Source organism: Edaphosphingomonas laterariae (assembly GCF_900188165.1).
Taxonomy (GTDB): Bacteria; Pseudomonadota; Alphaproteobacteria; order Sphingomonadales; family Sphingomonadaceae; genus Sphingomonas_E; species Sphingomonas_E laterariae.
Map to the genome: position 1 here is coordinate 1 of NZ_FZOS01000006.1, position 15,904 is coordinate 15,904.

Consider the following 15,904-nt stretch of genomic DNA (forward strand, 5'->3'; position numbering starts at 1 on the left):
TTCTGAGCCCCGCGCGCCGAAGGCGCTGTATCGACCACATCAGAATGATGATGCCGGTGTCCGAGCGGCGGCTCTGCCGCGTGCTCGGGCAGCACCGATCGACACAGCGCAAGGCGCCCCGCGGGGCGGATGACGAAGCAGCTCTGACCGAGGATATCATCGCGCTGGCCCGACAATATGGTCGCTATGGCTATCGCCGGGTGACGGCGTTGCTGCGCGATGCGGGGTGGCATGTGAACCGCAAGCGGGTCGAGCGCATCTGGCGTCGCGAGGGGCTCAAAGTGCCGCAAAGGCAGCCGAAGCGCGGGCGGCTGTGGCTGAACGACGGATCATGCATCCGGCTCCGGCCGGAATATCCCGGGCATGTCTGGTCCTACGACTTCGTCGAGGGCCGCACCCATGACGGGCGCAAATACCGGATCCTGTCGATCATCGACGAGGCGAGCCGGGAGTGCCTGGCGTTGCCGGTGGCGCGTAAGCTCAAGAGCGACGACGTGCTCGCGGCACTGGCCGAGCTGTTCGTCACGCGTGGGCCGCCGGCGCATATACGATCGGACAATGGCCCGGAGTTTATCGCAACGGCGGTGCAGCAATGGCTCGCCCAGATCGGCGTGAAGACGCTCTACATCACGCCGGGTAGCCCGTGGGAGAATGGCTATTGCGAAAGCTTCAACGGGTCGCTGCGCGATGAACTGCTCAACGGCGAAATCTTCTACTCGCTCGCCGAGGCCCGGATCCTGATCGAGGCGTGGCGCCGACATTACAACACCGTCCGGCCGCACAGCTCGCTCGGGTATCGACCACCGGCGCCCGAGGCCGTTCCATCGCCAGTGTCGCCCTCCGGTTCCGCTTCGCTCCACCTACGGCCGACACTGGCGATGGAGGCTTCAATGCACTAACAATCCCAGCGGGCCACTCGGCGGGGGCCGGTCACGGCTGTATCTGCCGCTGCCAGTTCCTCTACCAGACGGCGCTCCAAATACGCGCGGTCTTCGAACATCGCGACCTCCGTGTCTCAGGGGCTATCCCACGGTTATCCCACCGCTCATCCCGACATTAGCAACTACGGCCGATTCGGATCAAATTGCCCGGCGGCGTGGATGGCGACGCTTTCGGCAACCGCCCGAAACTCAGTCGACACGCCAGCCCAATAATGCAGCGCCGAGGCGGCCGCGTCTTCAAGCGCCGCCGCCTCGGCATCCCTGATGGAGAGATGCCAGGGGTTCGCGCCCCCGTCATGCTGGGTGAACACCTCGCCCTTCCATCGCCCCTCGTGGGGGCTAGTCCGCCAGTGGATCGAGAAGCGCGGGTCGCGCTCGGCTATCGCCATGAGGGCGTCGAGGCTGGGGGTGTTGAGCATACAGGCATGCGAACACAATGAGAACATCACCGCAACCGATTCGGGGCATTGTACTACCGGGCATCCGACGTTTGGTCATTATGACTGACCCTGCGCCGCCGCAGATATCCATCGGTGAACAGACAGGGAAAATGTCATAAAATGCTTTGAAAAATAACGAGAACTACCCGACTGTTAATCGGACGGCCGTTCGCCATATCGCCGGAACAATCTGGGGGCACTGACGGGGGCATTTGAGCAGATCGAAACGGCCTATGGCCCGCATTTCTGCCGATTAATAAGATCAATATGGTAGGCGGCGGACCCACCAGCCTCCCCGAAAGCCACCAGCCTTTCCCTAAACATCGTCATCCTTCCGGCATTTGCGCTCCGCAGCCGGCGCGCGCATAGGGATGGGCATGAACCGGAAGTTGCACCTGATTGGTTGCGCCGGCCTGTTGCTGGCACTGTCCCTCCCCGCCGCCGCCCAGACACAGAATGAAGGCGATCCGATTGGCGATACGGTGAAAAAGGCCGGCGATATCGCCAGCCAGCCGGCCAAGGATGTCGGCGTCGCCAAGACCGAAATTCCGCCACTGCTCGTGAAGGCGGGTCAGGATCCCTACAGCCTGTCGGGCATCAACAATTGCGATCAGCTTGCGGCCGCGATCCGCGAACTCAACGGCGTGCTTGGGCCGGATTTCGCCGTGGGCGGGCGGAAGAAGGAGAGCAAGGCCGGCAAGCTGGCCGAAGCCGGCAGCGCCTCCGTCATCAATTCGCTGATCCCCTTTCGCGGCATCGTGCGCGAGGTGAGCGGCGCGGCACCCGCCCAGCGCCGGCTGAACGCGGCGATCGACGCCGGCTATGCCCGGCGCGGCTTCCTGCGCGGAACTTATCAGGCGCGCGGCTGCAAAGCCCCGATCTGAACCGCAGTGCCGCTCTTGTGGCGGGAACCATCGGCCACGCCAGCCATTCGATGATGCAAAGGGAGGACGACATGATGGCCCATGGTCCCGCTCACACCCTGCCGATCGCGCTGTTTGCGCTGCTGGCGGCATGCGGACAATCCGCCACGCCCACGCCTGCCGAGAGCGTTACGAGGGAAAGCGCGGCGGGCGATGTCGCCCCGGTGGATGCGCGCGCGCCCGGCGCCAACGCCGCCATGCCGGCCGCCGGCGCGATCCGCGAGGTCGGCTATAGCTGCACGCCGGCGATGGCGATCACCGCGCGCTACGACAATAGCGACGCCACCGACCCGGAAGTGAAACTGACGATCGACGGCACGGCTTATGATCTTGATCTCACGCCATCGGCATCGGGCGCGCGTTATGCCACCGATGATGGCCGTGCCGATAACAGGATGCTGGTCTGGTGGACCAAGGGGCATGAGGCGACGCTGTTCGAAGGCAAGGAAGGCGATCGGGCCGAGGACGAAAAGACACTGGCCACCTGCACCGAAAAACAGACCGCCTGAACAAACGCTCGCAATGAAAACGCCGCCGGCCACGGAGGCCGGCGGCGTCTCAACCCCGAAGCCGGGCTACGGCGTCAGGCCGCGAAGCTGACGTTCACGCGCGGCCGGCGGCGCATCGCCCCGCCGACAAGGCCGAAGCCCGCGATCATCATCGCCCAGGTCGCCGGCTCCGGCACCGCCGGCGCAACCACGCCATTGCGAACCGTGAACAGGAACTGGCCGGGCGTGCCATTGTTGGTGGCGTTGATCAGCGGCGCGGTGCCGCCATCGACGAAGCTGCCCGGCGTGCGCGAACCCGGGATTTCAAAGAAGGTGCCGGGCTGGCCGCCCGTCCCCGCATTGAAACCCGCCGAGGCCGAAAAGCCGCCCAGGCCGCCCTGGCCATCATCGGCGTTGCCGGTTTCCCACTGGATCTGGGCATAGTTCAGATAGATGTCGAAATTGCCCGCGCCAGTGTCCGAACGATCGGTCAGGACGATCTGGAAATTGTTCAGCTTGTCGGTCGCGCTGTCATAATAGCCGACACCATCCCAGGTGGCGCCAAAGGCGGCGCGGCCCGCATAGGTGCCGGTGCCGAAAGTCGCCAGCGCGGAACCCGCGCCGCGCGTGTCGACGTCGCCGAAGAAGGCGGCGATGATCGGCAGGCCCGCATAAGCGGCGCCCAGGCCGTCGGGCGTATAATCGCCCTGCCCGCTGCCGAACGTCAGATAGCCATTATTGCTAATGTAAATGTCGGAATAGGTCGTGCCGAAGAAGTTGGCGCTGAACCCGAGCGCATGCGCGTTCGAGAAGCAATCATCACACGCGCCGAGCGATCCGCTGTCGAATCCCGAGGCGATCGGTGCCGCGATGGAGGCCTGCGCTGACAGAAAAGCCAGCGCGGTGCCGAGAACAAGATGCTTAAGCCGCATAACATACTCCTTACACGGACCGGATAGATCGCTCCGATCCAGCGCCGCTTCGTCAGCAGGATTCATGCCATTGGCCAAAAATCGCCGTTTCACGTTAACCATGATTGGCGATTGTAAACTTTACCGACATCATGACGTCAGTTTCGCAAGAAAATTGCGCCAATCAGGCCGCGCAAATCTCGTCGACATAGGTCGCGACGCGGCCGCGCAACTGCACCGAGCGTTCGGCCAGCGATTCCGCCATGGTCTGCATCGTCCGCGCGCTTGCCGCTGCGGCAACCGTGGCTTCGTTGATCGCGGCAGCGTTGCGATGGATATGCTGGGAGGCGGCGACCGCCTCTCCAACATTGGCGGCGATGGTGTGGGTCGCCTCGCTCTGGCGCGCCACCGCCTGCTCCATCGCACTGGCAAATTCATCGACACGGGCGACGATCGTCTCGATATCGCCATGGCCGGCATGCACCGCCGTCACCGCCGTGCGGATATGCGCCACATGATCGTGGATGCCGGCGGCGGCGGCCTGCGTCTGCAAAGCCAGCGTCTTCACCTCATGCGCCACGACGGCGAAGCCGCGCCCGGATTCCCCCGCGCGCGCCGCTTCGATCGTGGCGTTGATCGCCAGCAGGTTCACCTTGCCGGCGATTTCCTCGATCAGCGTCACCACGCCGCCGATCTGGCCGGCCGCCTGCGACAATTCCTGCGCCCGTTCGCCACCGTCGGCGACGATGCCGACGGCATCGGCGGTGGATGCCCGCGCGGTGCGCATCGTATCATTGGCATGATCCAGCGAGTCCGCCAGCCCGCGCCCCCGCGCGGCGATCTCGGTCATGTTGGTCGCGGCCTGGCTCGCCGCACTCGCCACCGCGCCGGCGCGCACGCCATTTTGCGCCGCGCGCTCGGCGATGTCGTTCGCGGTGCGCAACACCGCTTCGGACAGCCTGCTGAGTTCGTCGGCCAGCCCCGCCGCCTCGCCCCGGAAGCGCGTGCTGGCGCGATCCACCACCGCCAGCCGGGCCGCCGCCGCCCGGGCGCGTTCGGCTTCGCGATCGGCGGCCAGGCGCAGCAAGGTGCGGTTGGCGATCACCCCTTCATAGGCGCCGTCGCGCGTCACGATCAGCCCTTCGGTGCCGCCGCTTACGGCATAGGCATCGAGCATCGCGCCCGTCGCCATGTCGTGCGGGACAACCGGGCACGGCCGCACATGATGCGCCAGCGCCATGCCGATACCGGGATTGTTGAGCAGCGCATGGCCGAAGGGGTTGAACAGGATGCGCTTGAGATCGGTTTCGAAGATCGCGCCAACCGGCCGGCGATCCGCGTCGACCACGGGCAACAGCCGCAGGTCAGGCCGCGCGCGGAAGATATCCACCACTTCGGCCAGCCGGGCATCGGCGGCGATCGAAACATGGCCCACGGCGATCCGCGCCGTTCCGGCGCCCGCCATTCCATCATCGTTCGATCGCTGCCTGGTCACGTCCACCCCGCCCCTTCGTCGGCGGTGGAATTAGCCGGCGAAGGGTAAACAGGGCGTAAGGTTTGCGTGACACTTATATGAAATCACGCGCTTTTATGCGGGTTTGCGAGGAAACCGCTTATTTGCCGAGGCGCCCGCGCACCAGATCGGCATAATCCTTCTGCAGCTGGCGGGTGAGTTCGCCGATCTCGAAGCTCCACGGGCCAACCTCGCGCACCGGCGTCACCTCGGCGGCGCTACCCGTCACGAACATCTGCTCGAAGCTTTCCAGCTCTTCCGGCCAGATCGCGCGTTCGATCACTTCGATGCCGCGCTTCTTGGCAAGGCCGATCACCGTGCGACGGGTGATGCCGTCAAGGAAGCAATCCGGCGTCGGCGTGTGGATCACGCCATCCTTGATGAAGAAGGCGTTGGCCCCGGTCGCTTCGGCCACCTGGCCGCGCCAGTCGAGCATCAGCGCGTCGTCATAGCCACGCGCGGCGGCGTGGTGCTTCGACATGGTGCAGATCATGTAGAGGCCGGCGGCCTTGGCGTGGACCGGTGCGGTATAGGGCGCCGGACGGCGCCACGGCGCGATATCCAGCCGCAACCCCTGTTCCGAAGCCGCGCCGAAATAGGCACCCCAATCCCAGCAGGCCACGGCGAGATGCGGCTTGGTGCGCTGGGCGGCGACACCCATCTGTTCCGAACCGCGCCACGCGACGGGACGGACATAGCCGTCGGTCAGGTTGTTCGCCTTCAGCGTTTCGCGGCACGCCGCATCGATCTCGGCGACCGACCAGGGCAGATCGAAACCGAGCATCTTGGCCGATTGCACAAGACGCTCGCTATGCTGCGTCAGCGCGAAGATTTCGCCATTATAGGCCCGCTGCCCTTCGAACACGGCCGAGGCATAATGCAGCGCGTGGGTGAGCACATGGACGTTCGCCTCGCGCCACGGCACCAGCTTGCCGTCCAGCCAGATCCAGCCGTCGCGGTCGTCATAGGTGCGTTCGTCGAGCATTGTCCTCACCGATATTTGAGTCGTTGGAAGGGTGGTTGCGCACGCTTAGTCCCCACCCCTATATACGTCAACATGGCTGTCCAATCCGCATCCCCTCTTTTCCTGCGCGAATCCGAGATCCGGCGCGGTGTCGAACTGCTCTATTTCGGCTACAGCCATCTCTATCGCGGCATCGACGAAGGGCTTGCACGGCAAGGGCTTGGCCGCGCCCATCATCGCGCGCTCTATTTCATCGCACGCCGGCCGGACATGACGGTCAGCGATCTGCTCCGCATCCTCGGCATCACCAAGCAATCGCTCGGCCGTGTGCTCAACGAGTTGAGCGACCGCGGTCTCGTCGAAAGCCGCACCGGCCGCGAGGATCGCCGCCAGCGGCTGCTGCGCCTGACGCCCGAGGGCGCGACGCTGGAAGCCGAATTGTTCGAAGCGCTGCGATCGAAGCTGTCTTCCGCTTATGCCGAAGCCGGCCAGGGTTCGGTGGCCGGTTTCTGGACGGTGCTGGAAAATCTGATCGCGCCGGATGAGCGCGCCCGCGTCGCGGACTTGCAACGCTGAACGGAGCGTCCATCCTGCCCCCGAATGCGGAGGGGGCGAATCGATGGGCGACATCTACGATTTCACAGCCAAGACGATCGACGGCGCGGATGCGTCGCTCGGCGATTATCGCGGCAAGGTGCTGCTGATCGTCAACACCGCCAGCAAATGCGGCTTCACCCCGCAATATGAAGGGCTGGAAAAGCTGCACGAGGCCTATGCGGATCGCGGGCTGGCGGTGCTGGGTTTTCCCTGCAACCAGTTCGGCGCGCAGGAACCGGGCGACGCGGCCGAGATCGCGAATTTCTGCACGCTGCGCTACGACGTGAAATTCCCGATGTTCGCCAAGATCGACGTCAACGGCAATCACGCCCATCCGCTCTACAAATATCTGAAGAAGCAGCAGAAGGGCCTGCTGGGCACCGAAGGCATCAAGTGGAACTTCACCAAGTTCCTGGTCGATCGCCAGGGCCAGGTGGTCGATCGCTTCGCGCCCACCACCAAGCCGGAAGACATGCGCCGCGCGATCGAAAAGCTGCTTTAGCCCGGCTACAGCAAGGATAGCGACGGGCAGCGGCGAAAGCGACGAAGCCCATATCCCGAAACAATTCGTTTCGGGATCAGTGTTTGACAAGCAATAGCGGCGGGGTCAGCTTTTCGCCGCTATTCCTTTTTCGGAGCCTGATATGCGCAAAATCGTGATCGCCGTGGCGCTCGCAACCAGTGCCGCCGTCGCCATCCCGGTCATCGCCCAGATGCCACCCACCCAGCCCGGCGCCAAGGATGCAAGCCGCGTGAAGGCCGGCACCTATACCGTGGATAGCGCCCACACGCAGATCCTGTGGGAAGTGAACCATCTCGGTTTCAACGATTATTTCGGCATCTTCGGCAACCCGACGGGCACGCTGAAGATCGATCCGGCCAATCTTTCGGCGGCCAGCGTCGATATCCAGATCCCGATCAACCAGGTCGTCACCAACAGCAACGGCCTGACCCAGCATCTGCTCGGCAGCGATTTCTTCGAGGCCACCAAATTCCCGACCGCGACGTTCAAGTCGACCAGCGTCGTCGTGGATGGCGATGATGCCAAGATCACCGGCAATCTGACGATCAAGGGCGTCACCAAGCAGGTCGTGCTCGATGCCGAATTCCAGGGCGCCGGCCTGTTCGCGATGACGAAGAAGGACACGATCGGCTTCGAAGCCGAAACCAAGATCAAGCGCAGCGATTTCGGCGTCAGCTACGGCATCCCGATGGTGCCGGACGAGGTGGAACTGAAGATCAGCGTCGCCTTCGAAAAGCCGGCGGCCTGATCCCGGCGGGGCGGCGACGGGTTCGTCGCCCCCACCCACGTCAAGCCTTCAGGCCCAGTCGAACGGCAGCGGCGCCTCGCGGAAGGCGAAGCGATCGAGATGGCTGGCGACCACGCCCTTCAGCGTGTCGAGCTGATCGGCCGAACTGGCGTCGATCCGCACATCCAGCGCCGCCGGCCGCGCATCGAACGTCACGATCGCGTCCGCCGGAAAATCGGCGCCACGCGCGTCCTTCGGGAACACGATCGTGCCGTGCTCGGGCGTGAATTCGACCTTCAGATTGTGCGACCAATGCTTGCACAACTGCTGCAAATAGCGGCTTGCCTGATCCGTCGGCACGGCGGCCGATGCGCTGTTCGTCATGTTCTTTCCTTCGTCATGGCTGTCGCCGGCGCCGGGATCGCTCCCGATGCGCCGGCGCAGCATGGCCAGCCGGGTGGTCCTCACAGCCGCTCGATCTTGCGCGCGGCTTCGTCGAGCAACGCCACCACCTCGTGGATGGTTTCGTTCGACACATCTTCCCCGCCCAGCCGGTAGCGAAGCACGTTGCGCAGATTGTGCATGGCGCGCTTGACGGGCATGGCATCGGTCCGTTCGCGGACTTCCGCCAGCGCGGCGAGCCGGGCAAACAACGCCTCCACATCTTCCTTGTGCGCGTCGAGATGCGCGCGGCCGGCATCGGTGGCGGCATAGGCCTTGCGCCCACCCTGGCCTGGCGTTTCCTCGATCAGGTCCATGTCGGCGAGCAGCGTCACCGTGGGATAGACCATGCCCGGGCTGGGGGCATAAGCGCCGCCGGTCAGTTCCTCGATCGCGCGGATCAGGTCATAGCCATGGCGGGGCTGATCGGCGATCAGCTTCAGCAGCACGAGCCGCAGTTCGCCGCCGTCGAATACGCGCCGGCGGCGCCGGCCACCTTCGCCTTCCTCCATGTTCCACGCCATCGCGGCAAAGCCGCGCCCGCGCATGCCGCCATGGCGCGGCCCGCAGCCGCGCTCGTGGCGATGATGGTGAAATCCAAATCTCATTCGTTCAATCTCCATAAGATGGCTCTAAGATATATCTTGATTGCATCTCGTCAAGGAGCCCGTGGCCCTTTTTTTGCGACATGCCTATATCGGCGGCATGGCCGATCTCTTCGCTCCAGCCGCGCCTTCCACCGTCGCCCCCACGGCCGCTCCGCTGGCCGATCGGCTGCGGCCGCATTCGCTGGCGGATGTCGTTGGGCAGGAACATCTGACCGGCCCGGAAGGCGCAATCGGGCGGATGGTGGCGGCCGGGCGCCTTTCATCGATGATCCTGTGGGGGCCGCCGGGCACCGGCAAGACGACGATATCGCGCCTGCTGGCCGATGCCGTCGGCCTGCGCTTCGCGTCGGTCTCGGCCGTGTTTTCCGGTGTGGCGGATCTCAAGAAGATCTTTGCCGAGGCGCGCGAACATGCCCGCATGGGCACGCGCACCCTGCTGTTCGTGGACGAGATCCACCGCTTCAACCGCGCCCAGCAGGATGGCTTCCTGCCTTATGTCGAAGACGGCACCGTCATTCTGGTCGGCGCGACCACCGAAAATCCGAGCTTCGAACTGAACGCCGCCTTGTTGAGCCGCGCACAGGTGCTGATCCTCAACCGGCTCGATACCGCCGCGCTCGATACGCTGCTCGCCCGGGGCGAGGCGGTGGAGGAACGGCCGCTGCCACTCACGCCGCCCGCCCGCGCCGCGCTGATCGCGTCGGCCGATGGCGACGGCCGCTTCCTGCTCAATCAGGCCGAAACGCTGTTTTCGGTTGATCTGGCCGAACCGCTCGATCCCGCCGGGCTCGCCAGCCTGCTGCATCGCCGCGTCGCGGTTTACGACAAGGATCGCGAAGGCCATTACAACCTGATCTCGGCGCTGCACAAAAGCCTGCGCGGATCGGACCCGCAGGCCGCGCTCTATTATCTGGCGCGAATGCTCACCGCAGGCGAAGAACCGCTTTATGTGCTGCGCCGGCTGGTGCGCTTCGCGTCGGAAGATGTCGGGCTCGCCGATCCGCAGGCGCTGGTGCAGTGCCTGGCCGCCAAGGACGCCTATGATTTTCTGGGATCACCCGAAGGCGAACTGGCGATCGTTCAGGCCTGCCTCTATCTGGCCACCGCACCCAAATCGAACGCGGCCTATAGCGCGCAGAAGGCCGCATTCCGCTCAGCCCGCGAAACCGGATCGCTGATGCCGCCCAAATCGATCCTCAACGCCCCTACCCGGCTGATGAAGGATGTCGGCTACGGCAAGGGCTATGCCTATGACCATGACGCCGACGACGCCTTTTCCGGCGCGGATTACTGGCCGGAGGAAATGACGGCGCAGAACTTCTACAGGCCCAGCCCGCGCGGCTTCGAAGCGAAGATCGCCGAACGCATCGCTTATTGGGACCGCTTGCGCCGCGAACGCCAGAGCGACTGATCCGGGAGGGCGAATGATCTGGGAAGATGCCGTCGCCTTCGCGCTCGGCCTGCCGGGGGCGGAACTTTCCACTTATTATGGGGCGCCGGCGGTCAAGGCCGCGAACGGCCGGGCCTTCCTGACCCCGGGACACGAGGCCGGGTCCTTCTGCATCCAGCTCGATCTCGACACGGTGGCGATGCTGATCGAAACCGATCCCGGCACCTATTGGCAAAGCCCGCATTATCAGGGCTGGCCGGCGGTGCTGGTGCGGCACGACAGCGCCGATCCCGAACGCGTCCGCGCGATGATCGGGCGGGCGCATGACTGGGCCTTGTCACGGCCCCGCCCTCGCCCCCGCAAAACGCCCTGATGCGGGCATTCGCGCGCTTCGCCTGCATCGACTGGTCGGGCGCGGCCGGCGAACGGCAAAAGGGGATCGCGATCGCCGCCTGCCCCACGGGCGACGCCGCACCGCAACTGGTCGGCACGCCCGGCCGATGGTCGCGGGTGGATGTGCGCGATTGGCTGCTGGCGCTGGCTGATGAGGGCGCCGACATGCTGATCGGCATGGATTTTTCCGGCAGCTTCCCCTTTGCCGACGCTGGCGCCTTCTTTCCGGGATGGGCAAGCTCACCGGCCGATGCCCGCGCCTTATGGGCGCTGGTCGACACGATTGCCTCGGCCGAACCGCATCTCGCCGCCAACAGCTTCGTCGATCATGCCGACGCCGCACCCCATTTCCGCCGGCATGGCGGGCGCGAAGGGCATGCCTTCGGCGGCGGGACCGGCCGCATGCGCATCGTGGAAAGCCGCACCGCTGCGACACCGGCATCCTGCTTCAACCTTGTCGGCGCAAAGCAAGTCGGCAAAGCGAGCCTGACGGGCATGCGCCTGCTGCGCCAGCTGGACGGCCGGATTCCCGTCTGGCCCTTCGATCCCGTGCCGGCCAGCGGCCCCGTGCTAGTCGAAATCTATACCGGCATCGCCGCAATGGCCGCCGGCCTGCCACGCAACCGCACCAAGGTTCGCGACACCGCCACCCTCGCCCGCGCGCTGGCCGCGCTGGACTCCGCCACGCCGCCGCCACTGGCGCGATGCGACGATCACAGCACGGACGCGATCATCACCGCAGCATGGCTACGCCGCGCCGCCGCGCGGCCCGAACTTTGGCAACCCGCACCACCTTTTTCCCCGACACTTGCCGCAAAGGAGGGCTGGACCTTCGGCGTTCCGTGAAGCATGGAGCGCAAGACGCCGGCTTAGCTCAGTTGGTAGAGCACCTGATTTGTAATCAGGGGGCCACGGGTTCGAATCCTGTAGCCGGCACCAGCCCATTCCGAAACGATCGCAGTTTCGAGCGGCGCCATCCAACTATCTGCATTTCCATTGGGATATTTCGTCTATCGGCCACGGCGCCGCGACGGAACTGCGCAAATGGCAGGTCAATTTCGGATTAATCCCCGCGCACTCCCCAAGAAACGGATGACTAATCAGCGCCGCCCCGTGTAAATGGGACCAAAGGAGAATCGTGGTGAATGCCCCGAATGGACACTCCTGGCACCCCGAAACAGGCAGATTGTTTCGGCTAGTTATCGATCAGCTGCAATGCACAATGTGCACACTGACTATCCACGACACCCATCATGCTGAATATGATATTGTCGACATGTTCAACATGCCGGATTATTTGGCAAACAGGCTGGCGATAGACATAGACAAATCCATTCAGATCGACGCCTGGATTCCAGAGAAGTCCAATCAAGCGGTCAGCTTCGATTATGAAGGCGACGACGGGCAGGACCGGTTTTGCGGCCTGACCTATTATTGCCGGGCAGACCCCACCGTCCTGCTCGCCCTTTCGGTTTGCTGGCAGGATGGATCGGCCCCGGACGAATGGCGCGACCGGCGCGAAGCGATCGACGCATGGGTCGACGCGCACCTCCGACTGTTATGGCGATCCCATCGCGATCGCGGGCGCGTGGGCAGCCTGGAGCACACGCTCAACCTGTTCGACTTCACCGTCATCGTGCTTGCCGCCGACGGCAATATCCTGTTCGCGAACGAACAGGCCCACGCGTTACTGGACGTCGGCGACGGCCTTCGCAGGGCGGGTCATTCCATCACGGCCACCGATTTCGACGATGCCGTCCGGCTCCAGACCGCGATCCAGCATCTGAGCCATAGCGACGAGCAGACCAAATCCACCGACGCCGGCGTCGCGACCGTCCTGTTGCTGCGCAGGGCCAATGCCCGCCCGCTTGTCGCGTCGCTGGCGCGCATGCCACCCACCGCGCGCGGCAGTGCCGCCACGGTGCTGCACGTCATCGATCCCGATGGCGAAACGCGTCCGCTGGTCGGCGAATTGTGCCGCGCCTTCGGCCTGACCCCCACCGAGGCGACGCTGGCCCACCATCTTGTCGAAGGGCTGACGATCGACGGGGCGGCACAGGCCATGCGCATCCAGCGCCAGACCGCGCGCGCCTATCTGAAGCAGGTCTTCGTCAAGACCGATACGCATCGCCAGGCCGATCTCGTCCGCGTCATCCTCAACGGGATCGTGCCGATCAAGGCCAGCCTCTCGCTCCCCGCAAATGGGGGTAATGGTTCCGCCCGTTCAGGGGCGAAGTAACCACGCGTCTGGGGCTAAGTGAAAAACCCGGCCAAGCATAGGGTGTAAGGCGACGGAATCGCCAAAAACAAAGGTTAAAACCGATGTGATGTTCAATAATGCAAGAGAGGGTAAAGTCATGAAAAGCATCCTGCTACTGACCGCCTCGATCGGTGCCTTGGGCCTGGCGACCGGTTCCGCATTTGCTCAAACGGTGGATTCGGGTGGCAGCGTTTCCGCCGCCGACAACGGCTCCACATCAACGTCAACCGACAGTTCGGCCGACACTGTCACCGACAATTCCAACTCCAGCGATTCCTCCGGGCTCGGCTCCGCCAATAATGGTGGCACCTCCTCCATCGGCCTCGACGTCGATGCGAGCGACGCCAGCAACAACAGCGACTCCAGCGGCCTCGGCTCCGCCAATAATGGCGGCACCTCAGCCATCGGGCTCGATCTCGACGCCAGCGACAGCAGCAACAACAGCGATTCCTCGGGCGCCGGCTCGGCCAATAACGGCGGCACCTCGGCGATCACGCTGAACGCGGCCGATTCAAGCAACAGCAGCGATTCCAGCGGCCTGGGATCGGCCAATAATGGTGGCACGTCGAACATCACGGTCGACGCGGCGGATTCGAGCAACAGCAGCGATGCCAGCGGCTCGGGCGCGGCCAATAATGGCAGCACCAACAACAACAGCGACTCTTCCGGCATCGGCTCCGCCAATAATGGCGGCACGTCGAGCATCGCGCTTGATGTCGATGCGAGCGACAACAGCAACAACAGCGACTCCGCTGGTGACGGCTCGGCCAATAATGGCAGCACCTCGACGAGCGATTCGAGCGGAAACGGCTCCGCCAACAATGGCAGTTCGTCCAGCTATTCGACGGACAGCAGCAACAATAGCGACTCGAGCGGCCTTGGCTCTGCCAATAACGGCAGCACCTCGACGAATGAATCGAGCGGTGACGGCTCCGCCAACAATGGCAGCTCGTCCAGCTATGCCGTCGACAACAGCGACAATAGCGACAACAGCAACAACAGCGACTCCAGCGGCCTTGGCTCCGCCAACAATGGTGGCACGTCGAACTTCGCCGTCGATGTTGATGCCAGCGACAACAGCGACAACAGCGACAACAGCAACAACAGTGACTCGAGCGGCATCGGCTCCGCCAACAATGGCGGCACGTCGAACTTCGCCGTCGATGTCGACGCAAGCGATGCGAGCGGCCTCGGCTCCGCCAATAATGGCGGCGTGGCGACAGTGAGCTATACGACGGTCACGGCATCGTCGACGCTCGCCGGCACGGTCACTGGTGGCGAGGTCAACTATCTGCAGCCGTCGACGGGTGGCAGCGGTGGCGGCTCGGCTGATGGCAATGCCGATCAGACCAGCGGCGACGGCGGCACCAATGGCAGCAGCGGCGGCGGCGGCACCGGCGGTGCCGGTGGTGCTGGCGGTGCTCCGGTCATGTCGTGGGGCGTGTCGTTCGACAACGGCGCCTTCTCGAACTTCGCCGGCCTGAACGCCATGAACGTCAACAGCGGCGCGTTCGCCTCGCAGAATGCGAGCGTCAACGTGTCGGCCAATATCGGTACGCTCAACCTCGGTCAGTGAGCGGATGGAGGGGCCGGTTGCCTGGCAACCGGCCCTTTTCCGCCTGCGCACGAAACGAAGGAGAGCCGCCGTGGCCCGCTTGCCTTACAGGATGGCCGCGATCGCCCTGATCGGCCTCACCCCGCTGACGCCCGCTGCGGCGTCCGACGTGGATGAACCGATCGCGATCGGCGCCATCGCACTTGCCCCGCCCAGTGCGGCACCACCGCCGGTGGTGGAACCGGTATCGCCGTTCGCCGGCGCGTCGGTTATCGCGGATGATGGCCTGGCGACCATCACCGGCATGGCCGATGTCGAAACGCTGCAGCAGATCATCAACGCCCGCAATGTCGGCACGGTCACCGGCAACACGATCAACGGCAATTCCGCCACCGGCAATATTTCGATCGGGGGATCGTCGTTCGACAATTTCAACGGCCTGGCGCTGCTGAACGCCAATAGCGGCAACAATGTCTCGATCAACGCGTCGATGAACGTCAATGTCGCGGTCCAGTAGCAAGGCCGCGTCGATCTGCGTGCTGGGGCTGGCACTAACTGCCTGTGCGGGCGACCGGGTCGCACCCACCGGCAGCTATCTCAGCATGTCCGCCGGCGATTTTTCGCTGCCGGTGAAAAGCATGGTGGAACGACGCTATCTCACCGTCGTCCGCCAGCAATATGATTTCAGTTGCGGCTCCGCCGCGCTCGCGACCTTGCTGCGCTACCATTATGGTGACCTGCAGAACGAGAAGACGATCTTCATCGGCATGTGGAACGAAGGCGATCAAGCGCAGATCCGCCGCTATGGCTTTTCGCTCCTCGACATGAAGCGTTACCTGCAGGCGCGCGGGATCAAGTCCGACGGCTATCGCGTCACCCTTGCCGACATCGCCGCAACCGGCGTGCCCGGCATCGCGATGATCGACCTCAATGGCTACAAGCATTTCGTCGTCATCAAGGGCGTGGCCGATGGCAAGGTGCTGGTCGGCGATCCTTCGCTCGGCATCCGCCTGATGGATATCGACGATTTTTCCGGCATGTGGAACGGCATATTGTTCGCGCTCGCCGACGCGGTGGATCGTGGCAAGAGCAGTTTCGGACGGCCGGAGGAATGGGGCCTCGTCGCGCGCGGCCGCGCCACGATCATGATGGAACCGACAAGCCTGCAGGCGCTGGCGCTGACCCGCGCGCCGCCCTATCCGGTCGAGATGTAGGGGGCGATGATGACAG

The 15,904-nt window shown here is 64.3% G+C and carries 19 protein-coding genes and 1 tRNA gene; 14 read left to right on the forward strand and 6 right to left on the reverse strand.

Annotation, left to right across the window (positions count from 1 at the left end; translation table 11 throughout):
• Window positions 1-899, forward strand: an 899-nt coding sequence (locus CHB74_RS07170; RefSeq protein ID WP_144033741.1) for an IS3 family transposase, incomplete at its 5' end; no start/stop codon positions are given.
• Between the two features lie 164 nt (window positions 900-1,063).
• Here the strand turns inward: CHB74_RS07170 and CHB74_RS07175 are convergent.
• Complete coding sequence (locus CHB74_RS07175) at window positions 1,064-1,360, reverse strand: hypothetical protein (protein ID WP_089218955.1); 297 nt, start codon at window positions 1,358-1,360, stop codon at window positions 1,064-1,066.
• A 398-nt stretch (window positions 1,361-1,758) separates the two neighbouring features.
• Here CHB74_RS07175 and CHB74_RS07180 point away from each other — a divergent pair, with 398 nt between their 5' ends.
• Together CHB74_RS07180 and CHB74_RS07185 are read left to right on the forward strand one after the other, a co-directional pair.
• Window positions 1,759-2,265: a hypothetical protein gene (locus CHB74_RS07180; RefSeq protein WP_179220746.1), complete on the forward strand. Its 507-nt coding sequence runs from the start codon at window positions 1,759-1,761 to the stop codon at window positions 2,263-2,265.
• Window positions 2,266-2,315: 50 nt separating this feature from the next.
• Entirely contained in the window at window positions 2,316-2,813 is a 498-nt protein-coding gene (locus tag CHB74_RS07185) for an MliC family protein (RefSeq protein WP_218821399.1), read from the forward strand.
• A 74-nt stretch (window positions 2,814-2,887) separates the two neighbouring features.
• On the opposite strand, the gene CHB74_RS07190 is transcribed toward CHB74_RS07185, so the two are convergent.
• From CHB74_RS07190 to CHB74_RS07200, 3 genes are all read right to left on the reverse strand, one after another.
• Window positions 2,888-3,724: a nidogen-like domain-containing protein gene (locus CHB74_RS07190; protein ID WP_089218957.1), complete on the reverse strand. Its 837-nt coding sequence runs from the start codon at window positions 3,722-3,724 to the stop codon at window positions 2,888-2,890.
• Window positions 3,725-3,887: 163 nt separating this feature from the next.
• On the reverse strand, window positions 3,888-5,168 hold the full coding sequence (locus CHB74_RS07195) for a methyl-accepting chemotaxis protein (protein ID WP_089218958.1): 1,281 nt from the start codon (window positions 5,166-5,168) through the stop codon (window positions 3,888-3,890).
• 148 nt (window positions 5,169-5,316) lie between these two features.
• Window positions 5,317-6,201, reverse strand: a complete 885-nt coding sequence (locus CHB74_RS07200; RefSeq protein WP_089218959.1) for a branched-chain amino acid aminotransferase — start codon at window positions 6,199-6,201, stop codon at window positions 5,317-5,319.
• 72 nt (window positions 6,202-6,273) lie between these two features.
• Here CHB74_RS07200 and CHB74_RS07205 point away from each other — a divergent pair, with 72 nt between their 5' ends.
• The 3 genes from CHB74_RS07205 (at window position 6,274) to CHB74_RS07215 (ending at window position 8,048) form a co-directional block, all read left to right on the forward strand.
• Entirely contained in the window at window positions 6,274-6,756 is a 483-nt protein-coding gene (locus CHB74_RS07205) for a MarR family winged helix-turn-helix transcriptional regulator (RefSeq protein WP_089218960.1), read from the forward strand.
• A 43-nt stretch (window positions 6,757-6,799) separates the two neighbouring features.
• Window positions 6,800-7,279: a glutathione peroxidase gene (locus CHB74_RS07210; protein WP_089218961.1), complete on the forward strand. Its 480-nt coding sequence runs from the start codon at window positions 6,800-6,802 to the stop codon at window positions 7,277-7,279.
• 142 nt (window positions 7,280-7,421) lie between these two features.
• Window positions 7,422-8,048 carry a YceI family protein gene (locus CHB74_RS07215; RefSeq protein ID WP_089218962.1) on the forward strand — a complete coding sequence of 209 codons (627 nt, stop codon included), beginning with the start codon at window positions 7,422-7,424 and terminating at the stop codon, window positions 8,046-8,048.
• A gap of 48 nt (window positions 8,049-8,096) precedes the next feature.
• On the opposite strand, the gene CHB74_RS07220 is transcribed toward CHB74_RS07215, so the two are convergent.
• Together CHB74_RS07220 and CHB74_RS07225 are read right to left on the reverse strand one after the other, a co-directional pair.
• Window positions 8,097-8,411, reverse strand: a complete 315-nt coding sequence (locus CHB74_RS07220; RefSeq protein ID WP_089219106.1) for a DUF2218 domain-containing protein — start codon at window positions 8,409-8,411, stop codon at window positions 8,097-8,099.
• An 80-nt stretch (window positions 8,412-8,491) separates the two neighbouring features.
• Complete coding sequence (locus CHB74_RS07225) at window positions 8,492-9,076, reverse strand: PadR family transcriptional regulator (RefSeq protein ID WP_089218963.1); 585 nt, start codon at window positions 9,074-9,076, stop codon at window positions 8,492-8,494.
• A 97-nt stretch (window positions 9,077-9,173) separates the two neighbouring features.
• On the opposite strand from CHB74_RS07225, the gene CHB74_RS07230 reads away from it, so the two are divergent.
• From CHB74_RS07230 to CHB74_RS07265, 8 genes are all read left to right on the forward strand, one after another.
• On the forward strand, window positions 9,174-10,487 hold the full coding sequence (locus CHB74_RS07230) for a replication-associated recombination protein A (protein WP_089219107.1): 1,314 nt from the start codon (window positions 9,174-9,176) through the stop codon (window positions 10,485-10,487).
• A gap of 13 nt (window positions 10,488-10,500) precedes the next feature.
• Window positions 10,501-10,839, forward strand: a complete 339-nt coding sequence (locus CHB74_RS07235; RefSeq protein ID WP_089218964.1) for an MmcQ/YjbR family DNA-binding protein — start codon at window positions 10,501-10,503, stop codon at window positions 10,837-10,839.
• Window positions 10,839-11,705: a hypothetical protein gene (locus CHB74_RS07240; protein ID WP_089218965.1), complete on the forward strand. Its 867-nt coding sequence runs from the start codon at window positions 10,839-10,841 to the stop codon at window positions 11,703-11,705. Before CHB74_RS07235 ends, CHB74_RS07240 begins: the two co-directional genes overlap by 1 nt.
• Window positions 11,706-11,722: 17 nt before the next feature.
• A tRNA-Thr gene (locus CHB74_RS07245) sits at window positions 11,723-11,798 on the forward strand.
• 283 nt (window positions 11,799-12,081) lie between these two features.
• Complete coding sequence (locus tag CHB74_RS07250; RefSeq protein WP_089218966.1) at window positions 12,082-13,098, forward strand: helix-turn-helix transcriptional regulator; 1,017 nt, start codon at window positions 12,082-12,084, stop codon at window positions 13,096-13,098.
• A 118-nt stretch (window positions 13,099-13,216) separates the two neighbouring features.
• Window positions 13,217-14,695 (forward strand): beta strand repeat-containing protein, encoded by a 1,479-nt coding sequence (locus CHB74_RS07255; protein ID WP_089218967.1) that lies wholly within the window; start codon window positions 13,217-13,219, stop codon window positions 14,693-14,695.
• A 70-nt stretch (window positions 14,696-14,765) separates the two neighbouring features.
• The gene (locus CHB74_RS07260; RefSeq protein WP_144033742.1) at window positions 14,766-15,191 is read left to right on the forward strand and encodes a hypothetical protein; all 426 of its coding nucleotides are present in this window, start codon (window positions 14,766-14,768) and stop codon (window positions 15,189-15,191) included.
• Complete coding sequence (locus CHB74_RS07265; protein WP_089218969.1) at window positions 15,175-15,888, forward strand: C39 family peptidase; 714 nt, start codon at window positions 15,175-15,177, stop codon at window positions 15,886-15,888. The genes CHB74_RS07260 and CHB74_RS07265 overlap by 17 nt, the downstream gene beginning before the upstream one ends.
• Window positions 15,889-15,904: the final 16 nt, after the last annotated feature.

Excerpts from the sequence above, each read along its gene's own strand:
- CHB74_RS07175 (WP_089218955.1), bottom strand. The coding sequence starts at position 1,360 with ATGCTCAACACCCCCAGCCTCGACGCCCTCATGGCGATAGCCGAGCGC.
- CHB74_RS07180 (WP_179220746.1), top strand. The coding sequence starts at position 1,759 with ATGAACCGGAAGTTGCACCTGATTGGTTGCGCCGGCCTGTTGCTGGCA.
- CHB74_RS07185 (WP_218821399.1), top strand. The coding sequence starts at position 2,316 with ATGATGCAAAGGGAGGACGACATGATGGCCCATGGTCCCGCTCACACC.
- CHB74_RS07190 (WP_089218957.1), bottom strand. The coding sequence starts at position 3,724 with ATGCGGCTTAAGCATCTTGTTCTCGGCACCGCGCTGGCTTTTCTGTCA.
- CHB74_RS07195 (WP_089218958.1), bottom strand. The coding sequence starts at position 5,168 with ATGGCGGGCGCCGGAACGGCGCGGATCGCCGTGGGCCATGTTTCGATC.
- CHB74_RS07200 (WP_089218959.1), bottom strand. The coding sequence starts at position 6,201 with ATGCTCGACGAACGCACCTATGACGACCGCGACGGCTGGATCTGGCTG.
- CHB74_RS07205 (WP_089218960.1), top strand. The coding sequence starts at position 6,274 with ATGGCTGTCCAATCCGCATCCCCTCTTTTCCTGCGCGAATCCGAGATC.
- CHB74_RS07210 (WP_089218961.1), top strand. The coding sequence starts at position 6,800 with ATGGGCGACATCTACGATTTCACAGCCAAGACGATCGACGGCGCGGAT.
- CHB74_RS07215 (WP_089218962.1), top strand. The coding sequence starts at position 7,422 with ATGCGCAAAATCGTGATCGCCGTGGCGCTCGCAACCAGTGCCGCCGTC.
- CHB74_RS07220 (WP_089219106.1), bottom strand. The coding sequence starts at position 8,411 with ATGACGAACAGCGCATCGGCCGCCGTGCCGACGGATCAGGCAAGCCGC.
- CHB74_RS07225 (WP_089218963.1), bottom strand. The coding sequence starts at position 9,076 with ATGAGATTTGGATTTCACCATCATCGCCACGAGCGCGGCTGCGGGCCG.
- CHB74_RS07230 (WP_089219107.1), top strand. The coding sequence starts at position 9,174 with ATGGCCGATCTCTTCGCTCCAGCCGCGCCTTCCACCGTCGCCCCCACG.
- CHB74_RS07235 (WP_089218964.1), top strand. The coding sequence starts at position 10,501 with ATGATCTGGGAAGATGCCGTCGCCTTCGCGCTCGGCCTGCCGGGGGCG.
- CHB74_RS07240 (WP_089218965.1), top strand. The coding sequence starts at position 10,839 with ATGCGGGCATTCGCGCGCTTCGCCTGCATCGACTGGTCGGGCGCGGCC.
- CHB74_RS07250 (WP_089218966.1), top strand. The coding sequence starts at position 12,082 with ATGTGCACACTGACTATCCACGACACCCATCATGCTGAATATGATATT.
- CHB74_RS07255 (WP_089218967.1), top strand. The coding sequence starts at position 13,217 with ATGAAAAGCATCCTGCTACTGACCGCCTCGATCGGTGCCTTGGGCCTG.
- CHB74_RS07265 (WP_089218969.1), top strand. The coding sequence starts at position 15,175 with ATGTCGCGGTCCAGTAGCAAGGCCGCGTCGATCTGCGTGCTGGGGCTG.